We start from the raw sequence: 20,817 nt of genomic DNA on the forward strand, positions 1-20,817 counted from the left end.
AGGCACCCGGCCCCGCGCACGCTGTGCACCCCTGTGTCAACCGTCACCAACTACCGGGGGTGCACACAGGAACCGGGGGCGTTACACAGGCAATAACCTGTGTAACGCCCCCGGTTCCTGTTCAAGGCCCCCAGACGTGGTGCGGACCGGCTACTTGTCGTCTTCGCGGTTGAGTTCGGCTAGGAACTGTTCTACTTCGGCGCCTAGCTCGTCTGCGGAGGGGGTGGAGTCGGCGAGGAGGCTCTTGCGGGTTACGGAGCCTTCAGCGGCGTCGTACTGGGTTTCGAGGGCCTTGACCACTGCGCTGGCGTCGTCCGAGGCCTCGACCTGCTCGTCGACCAGGCGGCCGGTGACGGCGGCCTCGTCGAGCAGGGCCTTGCTAGGGAGGAGCAGGCCGGTCGCGGCCGAGATCGCGTGTACGAGGGCCAGCGCGGCGCCCGGGAAGCGGTTCTCGGCCAGGTAGTGCGGCACGTGGACGGCGAAGCCCATCGCGTCCTTGCCCGCCTCGCCGAGACGGACCTGGAGCATCGTCCCCGCGCTCGCGGGCAGAATCATCTCGCCGTCCCAGATGTTCGAGCGGGTGACCAGCTCGGGCCGCGTCGCGTGCGCGGTCAGGCCGAGCGGGCGGGTGTGCGGCACACCCATCGGTATGCCGTGCACACCGATCGTGAGCGTCACGTTGTAGAGGTCGTTGAGCTGCCGGATCGCCCCGGCGAACCGGTCCCAGTGGTTGTCCGGCTCGGCGCCCTCGAGCAGCAGGAAGTCCACGCCGGCGTCGTCCGTCACCAGATGCAGCGAAAGGTGCGGCGGGGTGTAGTCGGTGAACCGGTCCTCGGCGAACGTCACCTCGGGCCGCCGGGCCCGGTAGTCGTGCAGAAGGTCGACGTCGAACCGCGCCAGCAGCCGGTGGTCCAGCACCTCGAGCAGGTGGTCCGCGGTCACGCGCCCGGCCTGGCCGGCGTCCATGAACCCGTCCAGCGAGTGCACCAGCACCTTCGGCGTCGCCGCCGGGCCGGTGGCCACCGACTCGTCGACGATCTCGTAGAGGTCGTCCGGTCGCAGCATCGTCGTCTCCTTCGCAATTGCCAGCAGGCCGTTCTACAGTGACCAACGCCCGGGTGTCGCGGACAAATTCCGGCTGCCGCGAAAGATTCAGGATCTTCCAAGACTCGGTCTCCGGCGCGACAGGTTGGAAAGCGCTTGCTAGGTTATCGCTGTGAGCCCTGAACCAAACTCCGCCCTGACCGTCATGCTGGCGATGAACGACGCCAGCCGGGACCGCGTCCTCGTGCCGCGGGTCCGGCAGCGCCTCGACGCGATCGCCACCGTGCTGCCGGTCGGCCCCGGGGCGAGCTTCCTCGCCGACCCCGCCGTACGGGCGGCGTTGCCGGACGTCGACGTACTGCTCACCGGCTGGGGCTGCCCGCGGATCGGGCCGGAGGTGCTGGACGCGGCGCCGAAACTGCAGGCGATCCTGCACGCGGCCGGCTCGGTCAAGGCGATCGTGGATCCGGCGGCGTTCGATCGCGGGATCCAGGTCTCGTCGGCGGCCACCGCGAACGCGCAGCCGGTCGCCGAGTTCACGGTCGCGGCGATCGTGCTGGCCGGGAAGCGGGCGTTCCGGCTCGCGGCGCAGTACCGGCTGGAGCGGCGCAAGGCGGACCCGCACGGGATGCCGGGCAGTTACGGTACGACGGTCGGACTGCTCGGGGCGTCGCGGATCGCGAAGATGGTCGCGGAGCGTTTGCGCGGGTTCGACCTGGAAGTGCTGATCAGCGACCCGTACCTGACGACCGACGGGGCCGCGGCGCTCGGCGCGGAACTGGTCGACAACGACACGCTGTTCCGCCGCAGTGACATCCTCAGCGTGCACGCGCCGCTGCTCCCGGAGACGGTCGGCCTGGTCGACGCGCGGCTGCTCGCGCTGCTGAAGGACGGCTCGTCGCTGATCAACACGGCCCGCGGCAAGATCATCGACTCCGACGCGCTGATCCGCGAGTGCGTGACCGGCCGGATCGACGCGGTCCTCGACGTCACCGACCCCGAGCCGCTGCCGCCGGACTCGCCGCTGCTCGACCTGCCGAACGTCTTCGTCACCCCGCACGTCGCCGGCGCCGTCGGCAACGAGATCGCCCGCCTCGGCGAACTCGCGGTCAGCGAACTCGAACGCCTCACCGCCGGCCAACCCCTCGAACACGCCATCAGCCCCGCCGAGATCGGGAGACTCGCATGACCCGCTTGATCCTGCCTGACACCGACCGTGAGTTGTCCCGTCAGACCGGATGGGTGCGGGCGCATTGGGAGGCGCTCGCGGACCACCTGCTCGACTCGCTCGTCCCGTACTTCTCCCCCGGCGCCTCCCTGGTCGAGCTTCCGGGCCGGCCGAGCCGGTCGGGTACGGCGTCCGACGCGCTGGAGGGATTCGCCCGGTCGTTCATGCTGGCCGCGTTCCGGATCGCCGGCGTCCAGGGCAAGGGCTGCGAGGACCTGATCGAGCGGTACGCGCGGGGCGTCGCAAACGGCGCGAACCCGGACCACCCCGAGGCGTGGCTCCGGCTCACCCCGAGGTCACAGCAGATGGTGGAGGCCGCGGCGATCGCCGTTTCGCTGCACGAGACCCGTGAGTGGATCTGGGATCGCCTCGACACGCGCGCCCAGGAACACGTCGCGGAGTGGCTCGGCGGCTTCAACGGGTCGACCACCCACGACAACAACTGGCGGCTGTTCCAAGTCGTCAGCGAGCAGTTCCTGGCCTCGGTCGGAGCGCCGTACCAGCAGGACGACATCGACGCAGGTCTCGACCGCATCGAGGACTGGTACGTCGGCAACGGCTGGTACTCCGACGGCGACGGGCAGAACTTCGACAACTACATCGGCTGGGCGATGCACCTGTACCCGGGTCTGTGGGCGCGGATGGCCGCTGCGACGCCGGGAGCGCAGTACGAGGACCGGTTGAAGCTCTACAAGGAGCGGATCAAGCTCTTCCTCGAAGACGCCGTCCACCTGGTCGGGAACGACGGCGCGCCGATCTACCAGGGGCGGTCGCTGACGTACCGGATGGCGGCCGCGGCGCCGTACTGGATGGGCGCGATCCTCGACTCGACGCCGTTGACACCGGGTGAGACGCGGCGGCTGTGCTCGGGAGTCGCACGGCATTTCGTACAGCACGGCGTACCGGACGAGCGTGGCGTGCTGACGCTCGGGTGGTACGACACCTTCCTGCCGACGACGCAGCAGTACTCCGGTCCCGGTTCGCCGTACTGGGCCTCGAAGGGGTTCGTCGGGTTGATCCTGCCGCCGGAGCACCCGGTGTGGGCGGACCCGGAGGATTCGATTCCGCTGGACGACGCGGACCAGCTCAAGGCGATGCCTGAGCCGGGGTGGATCGTGCACGCGAGCCGCCACGACCAGGTGGTGCAACTGGTCAACCACGGCGCCGACCACGCGCCTGTGGCCGAGCCGCAGGGCGTGGAGCCGGCGGGCGATCCGCACTACAACCGGCTGGCGTACGCGAACCACGCAGGCCCGGATCTGTCCGATCACGAGCCGCACGTCGACAACCTGATCTCGCTGGTCTCCCCCGACGGCCTGGCCAGCGGGCGCGGGCGGATCCGGCGGCTCGGCGTGGACGGCCGTACGGCGTCCTCGTGGCACAACGCCTGGCTCGGAGACGAAGGACCGTGGACGATCGAGATCACGTCGGTCGTGCACAGCGGCTGGGAGATCCGATGCGCGCTGGTCGACGGCCCGGACGGTGCACTGGTACGCAGCGGCGGGTTCGCGGTCGCGGGCGACTCTTTGCCGGAGGCAACATCCGGCGAGAAGGCTGCCTCCGCACGGAACTCGGACGGGCTGGTGTCGGCGGTGGTCGGCCTGCACGGGTACGACGCGGCGGGTGTGCACCGCGGGCTCGGAGTGAACCCGTACGGCGCGCACTCGGCGACGCCGTACCTGACGGCGCCGCATCACGGGCAGCCGCTGGTGCTCGTGAACGCCGTACTCCTGACCCGCGACGCTCTGCGACCGGAGGCGCTTGCCGAGGGCATCGATGTGGCCGTGGACGGTGCGACGGTGCGGATCAGCCTGCCCGGAGGCGGTACCGAGGTGGTCGAACTGGGACGGAATCGAGCCGGTTAGGTCAGGCTCGCCAAGGGTGTGGATTCGGCGGATGGCCGTTAGATTGACGGCATGAGCACGTACGAGAAACTCCTGCAGGAACAGATCCGTAACGAATTCACGGCCGCGCAGCAGTACGTGGCAGTTGCTGTCTGGTTCGACGACCAGGACCTTCCGCAGCTGGCCGCGCACTTCTACAAGCAGTCACTGGAAGAGCGCAACCACGCGATGATGATGGTCCAGTACCTGCTCGACAAGGACATCCGGCCGCACATCCCGTCGGTCGGCGAGGTCGAGTCGGACTTCAAGACCGCGCTGGAGCCGCTCGAGCTCGCGCTGGCGCAGGAGATCACGGTCACCAAGCAGATCGAGATGCTCGCGCGCACAGCCCGTGACGAGAGCGACTACATCGGCGAGCAGTTCATGCAGTGGTTCCTCAAGGAGCAGGTCGAGGAGGTCGCGGCGATGAACACCCTGGTGAACGTCGCCAAGCGCGCCGGCGACAACCTGTTCCACCTCGAGGACTTCCTCGCCCGCGAGACCGTCGGCGACGCCGGCACCGACCCGACGGCCCCGACCGCCGCCGGCGGAACGGTCTGACCTACCAGCTCCCGCCGCCGCCGCCTCCGCCTCCTCCGCCGCCCGAGGAGCCCGAGGACGACGAGGAACTGCTGTACGAGCTGAAGCCGGACGAGCTGCCGCCGCCGGAGCCCGCTGCGGGCGCAGGAGCCGGCGGGGGCACGAACGTGCTCTGGACGGCGGTGCTGATCGAGCTCGCCGACCAGTTGGAGTGGTAGTACGACGGGCCGACGTACCAGGTCGGATCGGGTGTCAGCCGGCCCGCCTCGACGAGCTCACCGCACACCCGCTGCCAGCGGGTCGCGAGCCGGAACGCGATCGCCCAGGGCAGGTACTTCGAGAAGATGTCCTCGCCCTCCTCGAACCGCAACTGGTCCGCCTCGGCAGTCGCAAGGTACTGCTGGAACCCGAGGACCTGGTCCGTGATCGCGCGGCCCTCCGCGCTCCGCAGCCCGCGCCGCTTCCGCCCGATCCACATCCAGAGCAGGGTCAGCAACGCGCTCCCGGGGACGATGATCGCGATCACACGGCCCGCGGTCGCCGGGCCGGATCCGATCTGCCCGATGCCGAAACAGAGAATGACGAGCGCGATCGTGAGCATCCAGCCGAGGGCGGTCGACCCGTCGCCGTTCCCGGACGCAGCCGGCAACCTGAGGTACCACTCCTGCCGCTTGATGCTGGTCCACACGGCGTCGTACATCTTGTCCGCTGCCTGCACCAGCGAGTAGTCGCCGACCTCGGCGCGTTCGAGGGCCCGCTCCTCCCCCGGCTCCTGCTTCGGGAACAGTCCCTTCAGCAGCACCTTCTCGTGCTGCGCGGTCGCGACCTCCGGATCGACCAGCACCGCCTTGCGGGCGCCCTCGTCGGTGTTGTCGAGGCGGATCGCGCCGCGGACGGCGAGGTGGATCAGGGTTGCTGCGAGGGTGGTGGACTTGTCGGCCGCGTCAGCCAGCACGGCGCCCTCGGCGACCGTGACCTCGGGCGGCGCGAACGCCACCGGGATCTGGTCCGCGGCGAGCTGGTCCTTGCCGATCTGTGCGTTCGCGGGCGGGACGGTTCCTGGCGGCACGCCGACGTACCGCTGGTCGCGGGGGCCGCGCCGGTGGAAGAGGAACGCCGCGGCGACGCCGGCCACAGTCGCGAGGACGGACCCGGCGAGCGCGAGCCAGGACAGCCCACTGCGTTCCAGCCAGTTCGGCGGGTCGACCACGATCGGGGTGTCGTTCCGCACGGCGCCGGCCTTGATCCCGGCAACGATCGTCAACTGCTCACCGCGGACCAGCTTGGAGCCGGTGAACAGCCCGATGCCGCCGGCAAGGGACTTCTTCTCACAAGAACTCGTGGAGCCGGCCTTGCCGCTGTAGCACTCGACCTGCTGCACTCCCTGCGGCACCTGGACACTCACGGTGACCTTGTTGATGTGGGCGTCCCAGGCCGAGCCGGTGGCGTCCCAGTACAGCTCGCTGTGGTCCGCGAAGTGCCGGAGCGCGCCACGGACGTCGTACGAGATCACGTACTTCGCGCTGGTCCCCCAGATCGTCTGGTCCTTCGAGCCGATCTTGATCCGCAGCGTCTGGTCCCGGTCGAGGTTGTACTTCGCCGTCTCCTTCGTGAACCGGTCCGGCGCGGTCGGCGACGACACCAGGATGTTCGAGACCTCGTACTTCTGGTCCTTCGACTGGTCGTCGGCGTACGGCTCGCGGATCACCAGGTCGCGGTAGATCCCGTGCCGTCCGGACTCCGCGAAGGTGTAGTCGATCGTCTCGGTGACGTGCAGTACGCCGTCCTCGGAGACCGTGTACGCGATCGTGAACGACTCGATCTCGTCGCCGTACGCCGTGGTCGCGGCCCCGGCCGGTACGGCGAAACCCGCCACCGCGAGAACGGTGAACAGTGTGCTGATGACGATCCCGAGCCCCCGGCGCATGACGGGAATGTAGCGGTGCAGAAGGCCACTACCAGCTGCCGCCGCCTCCACCGCCGCCACCTCCGCCGGAGGATCCGCCGCTGAATCCGGACGAGCTGCCGCCGCCACCGCCGGAGCTGGACGGCGTGGGCGGCGGGTCGAACGTGTTCGACAGGGTCGTGCCGACCGCGCCCGCGGTCCAGCCGGAGGCGTAGTACGACGGTCCGGAGTACCAGTACGGGTCGGGCGTGATGCGGCCGGCGGCGACGAGCTGCTCGCACACCTTCTGCCAGCGGTCGGCGAGACCGAAGGCGATCGCCCAGGGCAGGTACTTCGAGAAGATGTCCTCGCCCTCCTCGAACCGCAGCTGGTCCGCCTCGGCCGTGGCCAGGTACTTCCGGAAGCCGATCAGCTGGTCGGCCACCGCCCGGCCGGCCGGGTTCCGTTGCCCGCGGCCCCGGATCCCGATCCAGATGCCGATGGCAACGAGTACGGCGATGACCGGTACCGCGACGACCACCGCCCGGCCGAAGCCGCCGGTCGCGGCGCTGATCACGGTCCCCATCAGCCCGGCGCCGACGACCCAGATCGCGATCATCGCCATACAGGCGCAGCCGAACCCGTTCTTGAACGCCGAGCCGCCGCCGGCCCGCGGCATCCGCAGGTACCACTGGCGGTCCTTCACCTGCTTGCGGAGCGCGGAGATCATCTCGTTGTGCGCGTTCCGCATGGTGTTGTCGCCCACCGCGCCACGCTCCAGCAGCACCTCCATGCCCGGCTGCAGCCCCGGGTACAGGCCGAGCATCAGCGCCTGCTCGTGCGGCGCCGTCGCGGCCGCCGGGTTCAGAAGCACGGCCTTCTGCGACGTGCCGTCGTTGTCGACCCGGACGCCGCCGCGGACCGCCAGGTCGATCAGCGTCGCTGCCGTCTCGGTCGTGTTCGCCTTCGCGTCGATCAGCAGACCGCCCTCGGCGACCGGGATCCGCGGCGGCGCGAACGCGACCGGGATCTGGTCCTCGGTCAGGTCGTCCTTCACCGGTTGCGCGGCGACCCCGTCCGGCGGGAACGCACCCGGCGGCATCCCGGCGTACCGCTGGTCCTTGTTGCCGAACTTGGAGTAGAGCGTGGCGAGCACGATGGCGGCCACGGTCGCGACGCCGGAGCCGATCAGCGAGAGCCAGGACACGCCGTTGCGCTCGAGCCAGTTCGGCGGGTCGACCAGGATCGGCGTGTCGTTCTGGACCGCGCCGGCGGTGATCCCGGCGACGATCGTCAGCTGCTCGCCGGACTCCAGGTGGGTCGCGCCGAACACGCCCTTGTCCCCGACCACCGACTTCTGCGGACACGTCCGGTTCGAGCCGGCGGTGCCCATGAAGCACTCGGTCCTGGTGACGCCCTGCGGTACGTCGACGTTGACCGTGACCTGGTCGATCACCGCGTCCCACGCGCTGCCGGTGGCGTCCCAGTACAGCTCGCTGTGGTCGTCGAAGTGCCGGAGCGCACCGCGGACGTCGTACGTGATCTTGTACGTCGCCTCGGTGCCGTAGATCACCCGGTCCGGGTCGCCGATCTTGATCTGGAGTTCGCCGTACCGGCCCTTGTTTCCCTCGTAGGTGTCGACGGTGAACTTGTCCGGCGCGCCGCTCGGTGACGAGACCTTGATGTTCGAGACCTGGTACTCCTGGTCCTTGGAGTCGTCGTCCTTGTAGGGCTCGCGGGTGACCAGGTCCCGGTAGATCCCGTGCCGGCCGCTGCCCTCGAAGTGGTAGGCGATCGTCTCCTCGACGTGCAGCACACCGTCCTCGGACACGGTGTAGGCAATCGTGAAGTTCTTGACCTCGTCGCCGGGTTCCATCGTCCGCGCACTCGCGGGCACGGCGAAACCCGCCAGCGCCAGACTGGCGAACAACGTGCTGACGACGACCCCGAGTGCCCTACGCATGCCCGCGACACTACCGAGGGGCGGGGTCCGGGGTTCGCGGGCTCGACACGAATCCGCGAGCTGAGGGGCCTTGTGCGAAGTGTCGGTTAGGGGAATCGTGGGTGGACCAGGAGGAACGTCATGGCAGACAAGACGAACGCTTCTCAAGGCACCGGAGCCGCGCCCGCTGTGGACAGCCCGGCCGCCATCCGCAACGTGGTCCTGGTCGGCCCTTCGGGCTCCGGCAAGACCACCCTCGTCGAGGCCCTGCTGGTGGCCTCCGGAGTCCTGAACAGACCCGGCACCGTCCTGGACGGAACCACGGTGTGCGACTTCGACGACGCCGAGATCCGGCAGCAGCGCTCGGTGGGCCTGTCGCTCGCCTCGCTGCCGCACGACGGCGGCCAGGGCAAGGTCAAGATCAACCTGATCGACACGCCCGGGTACGCCGACTTCGTCGGTGAGCTGCGGGCCGGCCTCCGCGCCGCGGACTGTGCGCTGTTCGTGATCTCGGCGAGCGAGGGCGTCGACGAGCCGACCCGCACGGTCTGGCAGGAGTGCGACCAGGTGGGAATGCCGCGCGCGGTCGTGATCACCAAGCTCGACCATGCCCGCGCGAACTACCAGAACGCGCTTTCCACGGCGCAGACCGCGTTCGGCGACAAGGTCCTGCCGCTCTACCTGCCCGCTGGTGACGGGCTGATCGGGCTGCTGTCCCAGTCGTACTACGAGTACGCCGACGGCAAACGTTCGGCCGCGGAACCGGACCCGTCGTCCGCCGCCGAGGTCGAGGAACTGCGCGGCACGCTGATCGAGGGCATCATCGAGGAGTCCGAGGACGAGTCGCTGATGGACCGCTACCTCGAGGGCGAGGAGATCGACCAGAAGGTGCTGATCGAGGACCTCGAACGCGCGGTCGCGCGCGGCTCGTTCTTCCCGGTGATCCCGGTCTGCAGCGCCTCCGGGGTCGGCACGCAGGAACTGCTCGAGGTGATCACCAGCGGGTTCCCGTCACCGCTCGAGCACAGGCTGCCGGACGTCTTCACCCCGCACGGAGTCGCCCGCCAGGGCCTGACGTGCGACACGGCCGGCCCGCTGCTCGCCGAGGTGGTGAAGACGACGTCGGACCCGTACGTCGGCAGGGTCAGCCTGGTGCGGGTGTTCTCCGGCACCATCAGGCCCGACACGACGGTTCACGTGTCGGGCCATTTCACGTCGTTCTTCGGGGACCACAACGGTGGACACGGCGGGGCGACGCACGGGCACGAGGACCACGACGAGGATGAGCGGATCGGCACCCTGTCGTTCCCGCTCGGCAAGACGCAGCGCCCGGCGGGGCAGGTGGTCGCCGGTGACCTGTGCGCGATCGGCCGGCTGACCCGCGCGGAGACCGGTGACACGCTCTCCGACAAGGCGGACCCGCTGCTGCTGCGGCCGTGGAACATGCCGGAGCCGTTGCTGCCGATCGCCGTCCAGGCGCATGCGAAGACCGACGAGGACAAACTCGGCGCCGGCCTGCAGCGCCTGGCGGCCGAGGACCCGACGCTACGGATCGAGCAGAATCCCGAGACCCACCAGATCGTGCTGTGGTGCATGGGCGAGGCGCACTCGGACGTCGTACTGGACGCGTTGTCGAACCGGTACGGCGTGACCGTGGACACCGTGGAGCTCCGGGTGCCGCTGCGGGAGACGTTCGGCGGGCCGGCCAAGGGCCACGGGCGGCACGTGAAGCAGTCGGGCGGCCATGGGCAGTACGCCGTCTGTGACATCGAGGTCGAACCGTTGCCGGGCGGGTCGGGGTTCGAGTTCGTCGACAAGGTGGTCGGCGGTGCGGTACCGCGGCAGTTCATCCCGAGTGTCGAGAAGGGCATCCGGGCGCAGATGGAGAAGGGCGTCGGGGCCGGGTACCCGATGGTCGACATCCGGGTCACCTTGCGCGACGGGAAGGCGCACAGCGTCGACTCGTCCGACATGGCGTTCCAGATGGCCGGCGGGCTGGCGCTCCGCGAGGCGGCGGCCGCGACCAAGGTCTCGATGCTGGAGCCGGTCGACCTGGTGTCGGTGCTGGTACCCGATGACCTCGTCGGCGCCGTGATGAGCGACCTGTCCGGGCGCCGCGGGCGGCTGCTCGGGACCGACAAGGTCGGCGAGAACAGGACGCTGGTGAAGGCCGAGGTGCCGCAGGTGGAGATCACCCGCTACTCCATCGACCTCCGCTCGCTGTCGCACGGCTCGGCGTCGTTCACCCGCGAGTTCTCCCGCTACGAGGCGATGCCGGAGTCGGCCGCGTCCAAACTGAAATGAGCTAGGACTTCGAGTCGCGGCTGAGGCGGCGGCGTACGTCGCGAGACTTGAGGTACGCCGCCACGTCGTCGTACCGCTCGCTCTGGTTGGCGAACTCGATGTACGAGCGGACGCGGTGCAGCCAGTCGAGGGTCGACGGCTTCACCGCGGTCAGGGCGTCGGTGAGGTGCCGCATCGCGAGCGGCGGCTCACCACCGCTCGACAGCGCCTCGTCGATCACCTTGTCGACGCCGCGCTCGATCAGCGCGCGAAGGTCGGCGCCGCTGAACATCGCGGTCTGACCGGCCAGCGCCTTCAGGTCGAGGCCGTCGGCCGGGACCTCCTTCGTCAGCACGGACAGGATGTCGGCGCGGGCCGGTTCGTCCGGCGGCGGCACGAAGATCACCCGGTCGAACCGGCCGGGGCGCAGCATCGCCTCGTCGACGTCCCAGGGCGCGTTGGTCGCGGCGAGCACCAGCAGGCCTTCGTTCTCGGAGCCGATCGCGTCCAGCTCCTGCAGCAGTACGTCGACCAGCCGGCGCGCCTCGGACCCGCCGTGTTTGTGGCGCGCGAAGGCCAGCGCGTCGAGCTCGTCGAGGAACAGCACGCACGGCGCGTTGGCGCGGGCCCGCTCGAAGGCGGCGTGCAGGTTGCGCTCGGAGACCCCGAGGTACGGGTCCATCACGTCCTCGATCCGGACGTTGACGAACGGCAGCCCGCACTCCCCCGCGGTCGCCCGCGCCAGCAGGGTCTTACCGCAGCCGGGAGGGCCGTACAGCATCACGCCGCCGCCGGACTTCCGCCCGTACTTCTCGTACAGCTCGGGCCGGCTCAACGGGAGAATCACCATCCGGTGGATGACCCGCTTGATCTCCTCCATCCCTCCGACCTGGTCGAAGGTGGTGGTCTCCTTGGGCGTGTCCGGGATCAGCGGATCCTGCTCGTCCTCCGGCCCGACCTTGATCCGTACGCCGCTGCGCTCGGCGATCATGCCGTCGACGAGCTGCTGCAGCCGCCCGGTCCCCTCGACGACACCGCGCTGACGTGCCGCTTCGAGCAGGTTCCGCAGCAGGGCGAGCCGCCCGTTCGCCGCGGCCAGTTCACCGACCGCTACGAACTGGTCGTCCGGCAGACCGTGCTGATCCAGCAGGACGACGTACTGGTCGAGTGCCTCCTCGGTCTCGCCGGCCGTCGCGAGCGACTCCGCGAGCACGAGCCGCAGCAGTACGTCGTCCGGGGCCGCGTCGACCGCCTTGCGCAGGGCCTCGATCCGGTCGTTACTACTCATGATCCCCATTTCCGGTTGACCCAGCGGCGGACCAGCGGTGGGACCACCCAGGAGTAGACGCAGAAACCCAGCCACGCCATCGCGAAGAGGAAGGACAGCGGGGCGAGACCGGCCGCGCGGAGGCCGTAGATGACCGCGACCGCGCCGACCCAGACGATCAACGGGTTGACGCGGGCGAACGGGCGCAGCGGAACCATCAGCGGGTGGTTGAACAGCTTCGCCTCGCGGGCGGCGGCCCGCAGGTCCGCGTCGTCGGGCTGCGAGGCGGCGGCGGACCGCAGCGAGTTGTATCCGGCGCGCGAGTCACCGGTCAGCATCGACGCCGTACCGTGCAAGGCCCGCGCGTTCGGGTCCTCAGGGTCGTACGACAGCGCCTCTGTGCTGTGCCGGTGCATGTCGCGGTCCTTGCCGAGCGCGAACGCCACCTGCGCCCGCGCAGCCGAGACCGCCACGCTCTCCGGCGCGTGCGACGCGGCACGCTCGACCAGGGCGCTCGCCTTCTCGGCCTGTCCGGCGGCCAGGCAGACGTGGGCGTAGCCGAGCAGCAGGTCCGGATCGTTCGGGTCGAGGCTCAGGCCTTGCAGGAACGCGGCCTCGGCCTCGGGCAGTCGGCCCTCCGAACGCAGGGCCGAGCCGAGGACGTGCAGCATCGCGGGGAACGGGCCGTGCAGGGCGAGGCCGTCCCGCAGTACGTCGACTGCCTCGGCGTCCCGGTCCAGCGCGTGCAGGGCGGCGCCACGGAACAGGTACGCGCGGTAGTCCACCGCAGCATCGCCGGACAGCCCCTGCAGTTCGTCGAGCACGCGCTCGGGGCGGCCGATCTGCAGCCAGTGCGCGGCCATCCGCAGCCGCGCCTCACTCGTTTCGTTCACAACACCACCGTCACCAGGAAGAGGATCAACGCCTCGGCGATCGCGCCGCCGATCGTCACCGCGATCCCCCAGCCCCACAGGGATCCGTAGTCCGCGCCGCGCAACTGGAACGCGCGGTCCATCGGCCGCTGCAGCCGCAACTGCACCAGGCAGCACAGTACGGCGACCACGCGGATGCTCACCCGGAGACCCGAGGTGACGCCGGTGTCGCCCGCGTCGCCTGTGCCGTACAGCAGGACGAACACGCCGATCACCGCGAGGAGGCCGACGACGCCGGTCAGCAGGATCAGCCGGCGCTTCGCGGCGTCGACACCGAGCCGGCCGGCGTTCAGGAACGCCACGGCCGTGGACGCGAGCACGCCGCCGAAGAAGGCGACGTACGTCTGGGACGTCAGGCGCCACGGGCGCACCGACATGTCCACGCCGGCGCCGACGGTCGGGCGCAGGAGTTCGTCCGGCATCGGGCTCCAGGTGCAGAGGGCAGAGGTTCGGCTCGCGCAGTGTATAGCCTGTGCGGATGAGCGAGAACTGCATCTTCTGCGGGATCGTGGCCGGCGACATCCCCTCCACGCGGGTCGCGGAGACCGACCGGGCGATCGCGTTCATGGACATCGCCCCGGCGACGCCCGGGCACCTGCTGGTGATTCCGCGCGAACACTCGACCGATCTCCGCGAGGCCGCGCCCGAGGACCTCATCGCCGCGACCACGCTCGCCCAGTCGCTGGTCGGTCGCGTCATCGAGCGCCTCGACGACGCGACCGGCGCTAACCTGCTCAGCTGCATCGGCGCGGACGCCTGGCAGTCCGTCTTCCACACCCACCTACACGTAATCCCGCGCTACCCCAACGACCCGATGGTCCTGCCCTGGCACCCGCACGCCGGCGACCTGGACGAGATCAAGGCGACGGCCGCCAAGCTCAGCTGAGCGCGGCGAAGAACTCCCGGAGGTCCTGCGCCAACAGGTCCGGAGCGTCCTGCGTGGCCCAGTGGCTGCCGCGGTCGAATTCGTGCCAGGACACGATGTTCGCGTGATCCCGCTCGGCGAACCGCCGCAGCGGACGGAAGTCGAAGGCGAAACTGGCCAGACCGGTCGGCGCGGTCGTCGGTTCCTTCGGGTGGTCGGCGTGCTTGTCCTCGAAGTAGAAGCGGGCTGACGACGCACCGGTGTTGGTCAGCCAGTAGATCGTCGCGTTGGTCAGGACGTGCTCGTCGGAGCAGGAGCTGAGCAGCTGCGCAATCCACGCCAGCTGACCGGTCGGCGAGTCCGCCAGTGCGTGCGCCACGTTCTGCGGCGCTTGCTCCTGCAGTTTCGCGTACGCGCCCAGGTTCTCGTTGAAGTACTGGAGGAACTGCAGGTACTTCTGCTCCTCCTCGGTGAGGTTCTCCAGCTCGGCCGGATCGCCGGTCGGGAACGAGAACAACTGGGTGACGTGGACGCCGAGGACGTGCTCCGGGTCGACCCGGCCGACCTCTGGGGACACGTACGAGCCGCCGTCGTTCCCGTGCGCGCCGTACCGGTCGTAGCCGAGGCGGCGCATCAGCTCGGCCCAGGCGGCGGCCACGCGGTACCTGTTCCAGCCGCGGTCCCTGGTGGGGCCGGAGAAGCCGAAGCCGGGCACCGACGGAATGACCAGGTGGAACGCCTGCTCGCCGTTCTGCGGGTTGGTGAGCGGCTCGATCAGGTCGAAGTACTCGAGTGAGGTGTTCGGCCAGCCGTGGGTGAGGATCAGCGGGATCGCGTTCGGGTCGGCCGAGCGGACGTGGAAGAAGTGCACGTTCTGTCCGTCGATCTCGGTGACGAACTGCGGGTAGGAGTTCAGGCGCTCCTCCCACTTCCGCCAGTCGTACGACGTCAGCCACTGCTCGGCCAGCCGCCGCACGTAGGACAGCGGCACGCCGTACTCCCACTCAGGCGGCAGCGGCCCGGTCTGGACGACGTCGGTGTAGTCGATGTCGAGTTCGCTCGCCCACCGGGTGCGGGCAAGGCGGTCGCGCAGGTCGTCCAGGTCCGCCTGCGGAATGTCGATGCGGAAGGGCCGGATCTCGGTGTTGTTCGTCATGTCTTCAACCTAGAAGTCCATTAGGCGAGTTAGCTTCCTAATGGTCTGAGAGACTTTCGGACATGATCGAGACCTCGGCGCGGCTGCTGAAGCTGCTCACGTTGTTGCAGTCGCCACGCGACTGGACGGGCGCCGAGCTGGCCGAGAAATTGCAGGTCAGCGCCCGGACGGTCCGCAGCGACGTCGAGCGGCTGCGGTCGCTCGGCTACCCGGTGGACGCCACCCGTGGGTCCGTCGGCGGTTACCGGCTCGGGGCGGGGGCCGCGCTGCCGCCGTTGCTGCTGGACGACGACGAGGCTGTGGCTGTGACGATCGGGCTCCGGAAGGCCGCCGGCATCTCCGGAGTGGAGGAGATCTCGCTGCGGGCGCTGAGCAAGCTGGAGCAGGTGCTGCCGTCGCGGCTGCGCCGGCGGGTCAACACACTCGCCGGGTACACAGTGCAGGTGCCGCCGGACGAGGTGGGTCCGCAGGTCGACCCGGAACTGCTGACGCAACTGACCGCGCTCTGCCGGGACCGGGAGCAGCTGCGGTTCGACTACCTGGCACATGACGGGTCGGAGACGCTCCGGCGCGTCGAGCCGCACCGAGTGGTGAACTGGGGACGCCGCTGGTACTTGGTCGCCTTTGACGTGGAGAAGCAGGATTGGCGGACGTTCCGGGTCGATCGGGTGCGACCGCGCATTCCGACCGGTCCGCGGTTCACTCCCCGCGAGCTGCCTGAGGACGGTGACGTGGCGGCGTACGTGTCTCGGCGGGTGTCTGCTGCGGCCTGGCGGTACAGGGCATCCGTGGAGGTCGCCGTACCTGCGTCGGTACTCGCTGAGCAGCTGACGGCTGCTGTGGGCGCGGTCGAGCCGATCGACGACGAGCGGTGTCTGCTGCAGACAGGTGCTGACAGCGTGCAGAGTCTCGCGGTGCATCTCAGTCTGCTCGACGTGGATTTCGTCGTACGGGACGGGCCTCCGGAGCTGACGGCGTACCTGGAGCGGCTGGCGGAGCGCTACCGGTTGGCGACGAGCTCGTAGACGGACAGGAGTTCAGGGAGGAGCACAGACCAGTCGTACTTCGGTACGGCGGCCAGCCCGACAGACCGGAGCTGCTCGCGCTCATCGGGTCGACGCAGCAGCCGGAGTGCACGGGACGCGAGCTCGCCCGCGTCGCCCGGCTCGAACAGCTCCCCCAGCTGCCCGCCCTCCAGCACCTGCCGGAACGCGGGCAGATCACTCGCCAGCACCGGCGCTCCGGCGGCCATCGCCTCCAGCAGGACGATGCCGAAGCTCTCGCCGCCGAGATGCGGGGCGACGTACACGTCCGAACCGGCCAGCATGTCCGCGCGCGCCTCGTCGTCGATCGCGCCCAAGAACAGCACGTTGTCGTGATACCGCGGCGGCAGCGACCGCCGCGCCCCGTCAGCCTGACCGGATCCGGCGACCAGGATCTTCAGCCGCGGACGCTCGGCGATCAACGCCGGTACGGCGTCCAGCAGTACGCCGAGGCCCTTGCGCGGCTCGTCCAGCCGGCCCAGGAAGCTGATCGCGCCGTCCTCGCCCATCCACTCCGCGCGCGGACTGCCCTTGAAACGGGCGGTGTAGAGGCCGTTCGGGATCACCACGGCCTCGCCGCCGATGTGCTGGACCATCATCGAGCGCGCGTTCTCGGAGACCGCGATCCGGGCGTCGATCTTCTCCAGCGCCGGCCGGAGCAGGCTCGACGCCACGCTCATCGCCCGGGACCGGACCTGCCAGGTGTGGAACGTGGCGACGAACGGCCCATCGGCGGACCAGAGCGCGATGATCGACGCGCTCGGCGTGGTCGGCTCGTGGACGTGGACGACGTCGAAGTTCCCGTCGGCGAGCCAGCTCTTCACCCGCGCCGCGGTCCGCGGACCGAACGTCACGCGGGCGATCGACCCGTTGTACGGCACGCCGACGGCCCGTCCGGACGAGACGACGTACGGCGGGATCGCGCCGTCGTCGACCGGGGCGAGGACCGACACCTCGTGGCCGAGGGACAGCAGCGCCTCCGCGAGGTCGCGGACGTGGTTCTGCACCCCGCCGGGCGTGCCCAGCGAGTACGGGCACACCACACCGATCCTCACAGGAGGATTGTTACTCCTCCAGGAAAATCCTTTGCAACATGTGCCAGTCCTGGGGATGCTCGGCGATCCCGAGGGCGAACGCATCCGCGCAGCGCTGGGTCATCAGCGCCGTACCGCCCTCGGGGTCGACGACGTCGTGGAAGGTGATCACCAGGTCGCGGCCCTCGTAGTGCAGCGTCGCCGGGATCAGCGGCGCACCCGTCTTCAGGCTCAATGCGGCGGGCCCGGCCGGCATCCGCGACGGCCGCCCGAAGAAGGTGACCGGGACACCCCGCTCGGACAGGTCCCGGTCGGCGACCAGGCACACGAATCCCCCGGCCCGCAGGCGATCCGCGAGTACGCCGGTCACGTCGTCGTCACCGCCCGTCAGCGGGAGCACCTCCATGCCGAGCTTCTTGCGGTACGCGATGAAGCGGTCGAACAGCGACTCCGGCCGCAGGCGTTCCGCGACCGTCGACACCGGCATCCCGGTCAGTCCGGCCCAAGCCCCCGCGTGGTCGTAGTTCGCCAGATGCGGCAGCGCGCAGATCACGCCCTGCCCCGCGGCGTACGCATCGCGCAGCACCTTCTCGTTGACCGTCCGGACCCGGCCGACGATCTGCTCGTCGGTCCACTCGGGCAGGCGGAACGCTTCCTGCCAGTACCGCAGGTACGACCGCATGCCGGCGTGCGTGAGCTCGTCGACCTCCTGTGCAGTCGCATCCGGGCGTACGGCGGCCAGGTTGCCGCGCAGGCGCCGTACGCCGCGGCCGTTGCGGCGGTACGTGCGGTCGGCGGCCCGCTGGAACAGCCACGTGACGGTCCGCTCCGGCAGGCGTCGTACCAGGGTCCAGGCGAGAGCGAACGCCAGGTCGACGGCGCGATGCCGGACGTTCTCCATCACGCCTTGGGGTCAGGCGGCGGCGTGTCGAGGCCCGCGTCAGACGGGTTGGCCAGGACCTGTTTGCGCACCGAGAGCGACCGCTGGATCACCGTGATCGTGCTCGCCGCGGCGACGTACCAGATCACGATCTGGAGCAGGATCGGCAGGTCGAAGAGGTCGGAGAAGAACGCCAGCACCAGCGTGAAGACCAGACGGTCGGCGCGCTCGGCGAGGCCGCCGCTCGCCTTCAGACCGAGGCTTTCCGCCTTGGCCCGCGCGTACGACGTGACCGCGCCCATCACCAGCGCCCACAGCGTCACGGCCGCCATCAGCGTCGAGTCGCCGGCCTGCGAGTTCGCGTAGTACATCACCAGGCCGCCGTAGACCGCGCCGTCGGCGATCCGGTCCAGCGTCGAGTCCAGGAACGAGCCCCACTTCGACGACGTCCCCGACGTCCGGGCCATGTAGCCGTCGATCAGGTCCGAGAACACGAACAGCGTGATGACCAGCACGCCGATCCACAATTGGCCGCGCGGGAAGAAGATCAGCGCCCCGGCGGACACACCGATGGTGCCCACCAGCGTGACCACGTCGGCGCTCACGCCGAGCTTGAGCAGGAGGGTGGCGATCGGCGTGATCACCTTGGTCCAGAACTGCCGGAATCTGTTAAGCATGGCGACGCGATCGTAGTTCACCCGGATGGCGATCCGGTGACAAGGCACGGGTTTCGGCCTGCGGGAGGCCTTGGTGCGGAGGATGCTGGTGGGTGAGGAGGTGACCGCCATGCGCCGGAAGGAACTCGCGGGTGCGCTGGTGCTCCTCCTCGCGACGGGCGGCTGCTCGGTGGCGCAGCGCGCTAACGGCACCGCCCCGAACCCGCTGCCACCCTCCGTGATCGTCCCCACCGCGATCGCTCCCCAGCAGGCCGAGGGCCTGGACGGTACGGCGGGAGCGCCCGGACCGCAGGTCTGTACGGCGATCACGCGCACGCTCACCGCGCATTTCCGCACCCCGATCACGGCGAGACCGAAGACCTGGAACGACGGCGGACTCCCGGCGATGGACCTGTGCACGCTGCTGCTCGGGGACCTGCCGGTCACGATCGGCGTGAGCGCTCTGCCGATCCAGCGGGACACGCTCGACCGGCTGGTGGAGAACCCCGGGGCGGTCGAACCGCTTCCCGAGCTCGGGCCGGAAGCGACCATCAGCGAGTCGCGGATCGTCTTCCGGGTGGGCGACCGGGCGGTCCGGATCACGCCGGCCGGTGGTATCGACCGCGATCCGGCCGACGGGATCGAGCGGGCAAGGGCTATCGCGATCGCGCTGGCCGCACAGGACGCCGTACCCCGGAGTTTGCGGCCCGCACGGCAGTCCGACGAGACGTGCCAGCTGGCCACGTCGGCGGCCGAGCGGTTCATCCGGCTGCAGGTGCAGTTGCGGCGGGATTACCGGGTGAAGGGCGCGCTCACCTGCATCTGGGGAACGTACGACGCGACCGTGTCGATCGTGGAGGCGTTCGACCAGCCGACGATCCCGGAAGCACAACGGGTGCCACCGCCGCGGTTCGCGCCGATCGGGCAGCCCGGCTACTACCTCCCGGAAGAGGGCGAACTCGTGTTCCGTCAGGGGCGTCGGGTGGTCCGCGTCACCGCCCTGACGAACCCGCCGCGCGCGGTCACGCTGGCCACTCTCACCGACCTCGTCGACCCGATGCTTCCCTTGTTCCTGCGCTGAACTTTCCGGTACATACCAGCGTCCAACCTCCATCTATCAGCAATGGGGGTGGTGGAAATGCGCACGCTTGTCAGGTACGGCGGGTTGATGGCCGCCGCAACGCTCACCACGGGACTGCTCACGACCGGCACGGCGACGGCGGAGCAGAGCGGGACGACGGCGCCGTGCACGATCTCGGTCGGCTCGGTGACGGCCGGCGGGGATCACCGGATGCAGACGTTCTCGGCGACCGCACCGGTCACGAAGGTCACCGACAAGATCGTCGCGAAGGACGTCTTCCCCGACGGTCAGACCAGGATCAGCGCGGCCGTCCGGTACGGCCCGAGCGGAAGCTCGGAGCTGCACACCGGCCAGGTGGTTCTGGGATCCGTCCTGTACGACTTCTCGTACCGGACGCCGACCGGCGGCGGGACGGTGTCGCAGAAGCAGCTCACGCGGGTCGGGCCGGGATGGGACGCCTACAAGACCCTCGACCGGTCGACGGTCGGCTCGCAAAGCGTCGAGTGGTCGATGCGGAACGCCGGCTACGAGCTGGATCGCCGCACCGTCAAGACCGACGCCAACGGGCGGCTCTACCGGCACCACGACGGCTGGGTGTCGAACTTCCGCGGCGTGAAGGGCATGGCGCTGATCAGCCAGACAGCGTCGTACGACACGTTCCTGATGACGCACACCACCGGGCGGCTCTACACCGCACGGCTCGCACGCGTCAGCGGGCACATCATCCCGTCGGTGGTGAAACCGATCCGGATGTCGACCTGGCAGGTGTTCGAGACCCTCGTCGCAGCGCCCTGCGGCCAGGGAACCGTCGTCCTCGCCATCGACCGCGACACCGGCAACGGCTACCTCTACTCCATTGGCCACGCCAACGGCCTGTCCACCGTCGTCAAGGGCCTCGGCAAGGCTCCCGGCACCTTCAAGGACCCGGTGTATTTCAGCTGGACCAAGTTCAGCGACCCACTGCTCTTCGGCGAGTGATCTGGGGGACAAATGAAGAACTGGACGAAGTACGGCGCAGTTCTGGCCGCGGGGGTTCTCAGCGCCGGCCTCCTCACCGGACCGGCGTCAGCACAACCGAGCGGTGCAAGCCGCGGGACC

The 20,817-nt window shown here is 69.6% G+C and carries 18 protein-coding genes; 8 read left to right on the forward strand and 10 right to left on the reverse strand.

Annotated features, from left to right (window positions below; translation table 11 throughout):
• Positions 1–150: 150 nt before the first annotated feature.
• Positions 151–1,065 (reverse strand): proteasome assembly chaperone family protein, encoded by a 915-nt coding sequence (locus E0H92_RS13480; RefSeq protein WP_131461869.1) that lies wholly within the window; start codon positions 1,063–1,065, stop codon positions 151–153.
• A gap of 151 nt (positions 1,066–1,216) precedes the next feature.
• On the opposite strand from E0H92_RS13480, the gene E0H92_RS13485 reads away from it, so the two are divergent.
• Genes E0H92_RS13485 through E0H92_RS13495 form a run of 3 tightly spaced genes read left to right on the forward strand, consistent with a single transcriptional unit; the run spans position 1,217 to position 4,716 of the window.
• Positions 1,217–2,233, forward strand: a complete 1,017-nt coding sequence (locus E0H92_RS13485) for a hydroxyacid dehydrogenase (RefSeq protein ID WP_238173420.1) — start codon at positions 1,217–1,219, stop codon at positions 2,231–2,233.
• Positions 2,230–4,137 carry a DUF2264 domain-containing protein gene (locus E0H92_RS13490; RefSeq protein ID WP_131496528.1) on the forward strand — a complete coding sequence of 636 codons (1,908 nt, stop codon included), beginning with the start codon at positions 2,230–2,232 and terminating at the stop codon, positions 4,135–4,137. The genes E0H92_RS13485 and E0H92_RS13490 overlap by 4 nt, the downstream gene beginning before the upstream one ends.
• A 51-nt stretch (positions 4,138–4,188) precedes the next feature.
• Positions 4,189–4,716, forward strand: a complete 528-nt coding sequence (locus E0H92_RS13495; protein ID WP_131461871.1) for a ferritin — start codon at positions 4,189–4,191, stop codon at positions 4,714–4,716.
• Position 4,717: 1 nt separating this feature from the next.
• Here the strand turns inward: E0H92_RS13495 and E0H92_RS13500 are convergent, their stop codons facing one another.
• Both E0H92_RS13500 and E0H92_RS13505 read right to left on the reverse strand, forming a co-directional pair.
• Complete coding sequence (locus tag E0H92_RS13500; protein ID WP_131496529.1) at positions 4,718–6,622, reverse strand: DUF2207 domain-containing protein; 1,905 nt, start codon at positions 6,620–6,622, stop codon at positions 4,718–4,720.
• A 28-nt stretch (positions 6,623–6,650) separates the two neighbouring features.
• Positions 6,651–8,543, reverse strand: a complete 1,893-nt coding sequence (locus tag E0H92_RS13505; protein ID WP_131496530.1) for a DUF2207 domain-containing protein — start codon at positions 8,541–8,543, stop codon at positions 6,651–6,653.
• 120 nt (positions 8,544–8,663) lie between these two features.
• Here E0H92_RS13505 and E0H92_RS13510 point away from each other — a divergent pair, with 120 nt between their 5' ends.
• Positions 8,664–10,826, forward strand: coding sequence for an elongation factor G-like protein EF-G2 (locus E0H92_RS13510; RefSeq protein ID WP_131496531.1), 2,163 nt, complete (start codon positions 8,664–8,666; stop codon positions 10,824–10,826).
• A gap of 1 nt (position 10,827) precedes the next feature.
• On the opposite strand, the gene E0H92_RS13515 is transcribed toward E0H92_RS13510, so the two are convergent.
• Genes E0H92_RS13515 through E0H92_RS13525 form a run of 3 tightly spaced genes read right to left on the reverse strand, consistent with a single transcriptional unit; the run spans position 10,828 to position 13,426 of the window.
• The gene (locus tag E0H92_RS13515) at positions 10,828–12,093 is read right to left on the reverse strand and encodes a tetratricopeptide repeat protein (protein ID WP_131461875.1); all 1,266 of its coding nucleotides are present in this window, start codon (positions 12,091–12,093) and stop codon (positions 10,828–10,830) included.
• Positions 12,090–12,965, reverse strand: coding sequence for a tetratricopeptide repeat protein (locus tag E0H92_RS13520; protein WP_131461876.1), 876 nt, complete (start codon positions 12,963–12,965; stop codon positions 12,090–12,092). Before E0H92_RS13520 ends, E0H92_RS13515 begins: the two co-directional genes overlap by 4 nt.
• Entirely contained in the window at positions 12,962–13,426 is a 465-nt protein-coding gene (locus E0H92_RS13525; protein WP_131461877.1) for a hypothetical protein, read from the reverse strand. Before E0H92_RS13525 ends, E0H92_RS13520 begins: the two co-directional genes overlap by 4 nt.
• Positions 13,427–13,482: 56 nt before the next feature.
• On the opposite strand from E0H92_RS13525, the gene E0H92_RS13530 reads away from it, so the two are divergent.
• Positions 13,483–13,890, forward strand: coding sequence for an HIT family protein (locus E0H92_RS13530; protein ID WP_131461878.1), 408 nt, complete (start codon positions 13,483–13,485; stop codon positions 13,888–13,890).
• Here the strand turns inward: E0H92_RS13530 and E0H92_RS13535 are convergent.
• The gene (locus E0H92_RS13535) at positions 13,883–15,025 is read right to left on the reverse strand and encodes an epoxide hydrolase family protein (RefSeq protein WP_131496532.1); all 1,143 of its coding nucleotides are present in this window, start codon (positions 15,023–15,025) and stop codon (positions 13,883–13,885) included. The genes E0H92_RS13530 and E0H92_RS13535 overlap by 8 nt on opposite strands.
• A gap of 62 nt (positions 15,026–15,087) precedes the next feature.
• On the opposite strand from E0H92_RS13535, the gene E0H92_RS13540 reads away from it, so the two are divergent.
• Positions 15,088–16,050, forward strand: coding sequence for a helix-turn-helix transcriptional regulator (locus tag E0H92_RS13540; protein WP_131461880.1), 963 nt, complete (start codon positions 15,088–15,090; stop codon positions 16,048–16,050).
• On the opposite strand, the gene E0H92_RS13545 is transcribed toward E0H92_RS13540, so the two are convergent.
• The 3 genes from E0H92_RS13545 to pgsA are packed head-to-tail and all read right to left on the reverse strand — an operon-like array spanning position 16,026 to position 18,659.
• Positions 16,026–17,123 carry a glycosyltransferase family 4 protein gene (locus E0H92_RS13545; protein WP_131461881.1) on the reverse strand — a complete coding sequence of 366 codons (1,098 nt, stop codon included), beginning with the start codon at positions 17,121–17,123 and terminating at the stop codon, positions 16,026–16,028. The two genes, E0H92_RS13540 and E0H92_RS13545, sit on opposite strands and share 25 nt — an antisense overlap.
• Before the next feature lie 10 nt (positions 17,124–17,133).
• Positions 17,134–18,003, reverse strand: a complete 870-nt coding sequence (locus E0H92_RS13550) for a phosphatidylinositol mannoside acyltransferase (RefSeq protein ID WP_131461882.1) — start codon at positions 18,001–18,003, stop codon at positions 17,134–17,136.
• Positions 18,003–18,659, reverse strand: a complete 657-nt coding sequence (gene pgsA, locus E0H92_RS13555) for a phosphatidylinositol phosphate synthase (RefSeq protein WP_131461883.1) — start codon at positions 18,657–18,659, stop codon at positions 18,003–18,005. The genes E0H92_RS13550 and pgsA overlap by 1 nt, the downstream gene beginning before the upstream one ends.
• 109 nt (positions 18,660–18,768) lie before the next feature.
• Here pgsA and E0H92_RS13560 point away from each other — a divergent pair, with 109 nt between their 5' ends.
• On the forward strand, positions 18,769–19,719 hold the full coding sequence (locus tag E0H92_RS13560) for a hypothetical protein (protein ID WP_238173421.1): 951 nt from the start codon (positions 18,769–18,771) through the stop codon (positions 19,717–19,719).
• 57 nt (positions 19,720–19,776) lie between these two features.
• On the forward strand, positions 19,777–20,697 hold the full coding sequence (locus E0H92_RS13565; RefSeq protein WP_131496533.1) for a hypothetical protein: 921 nt from the start codon (positions 19,777–19,779) through the stop codon (positions 20,695–20,697).
• The last annotated feature ends 120 nt before the right edge of the window (positions 20,698–20,817 follow it).

Origin of the sequence: Kribbella speibonae, from assembly GCF_004331375.1 — a bacterium.
GTDB lineage: Bacteria > Actinomycetota > Actinomycetes > Propionibacteriales > Kribbellaceae > Kribbella > Kribbella sindirgiensis.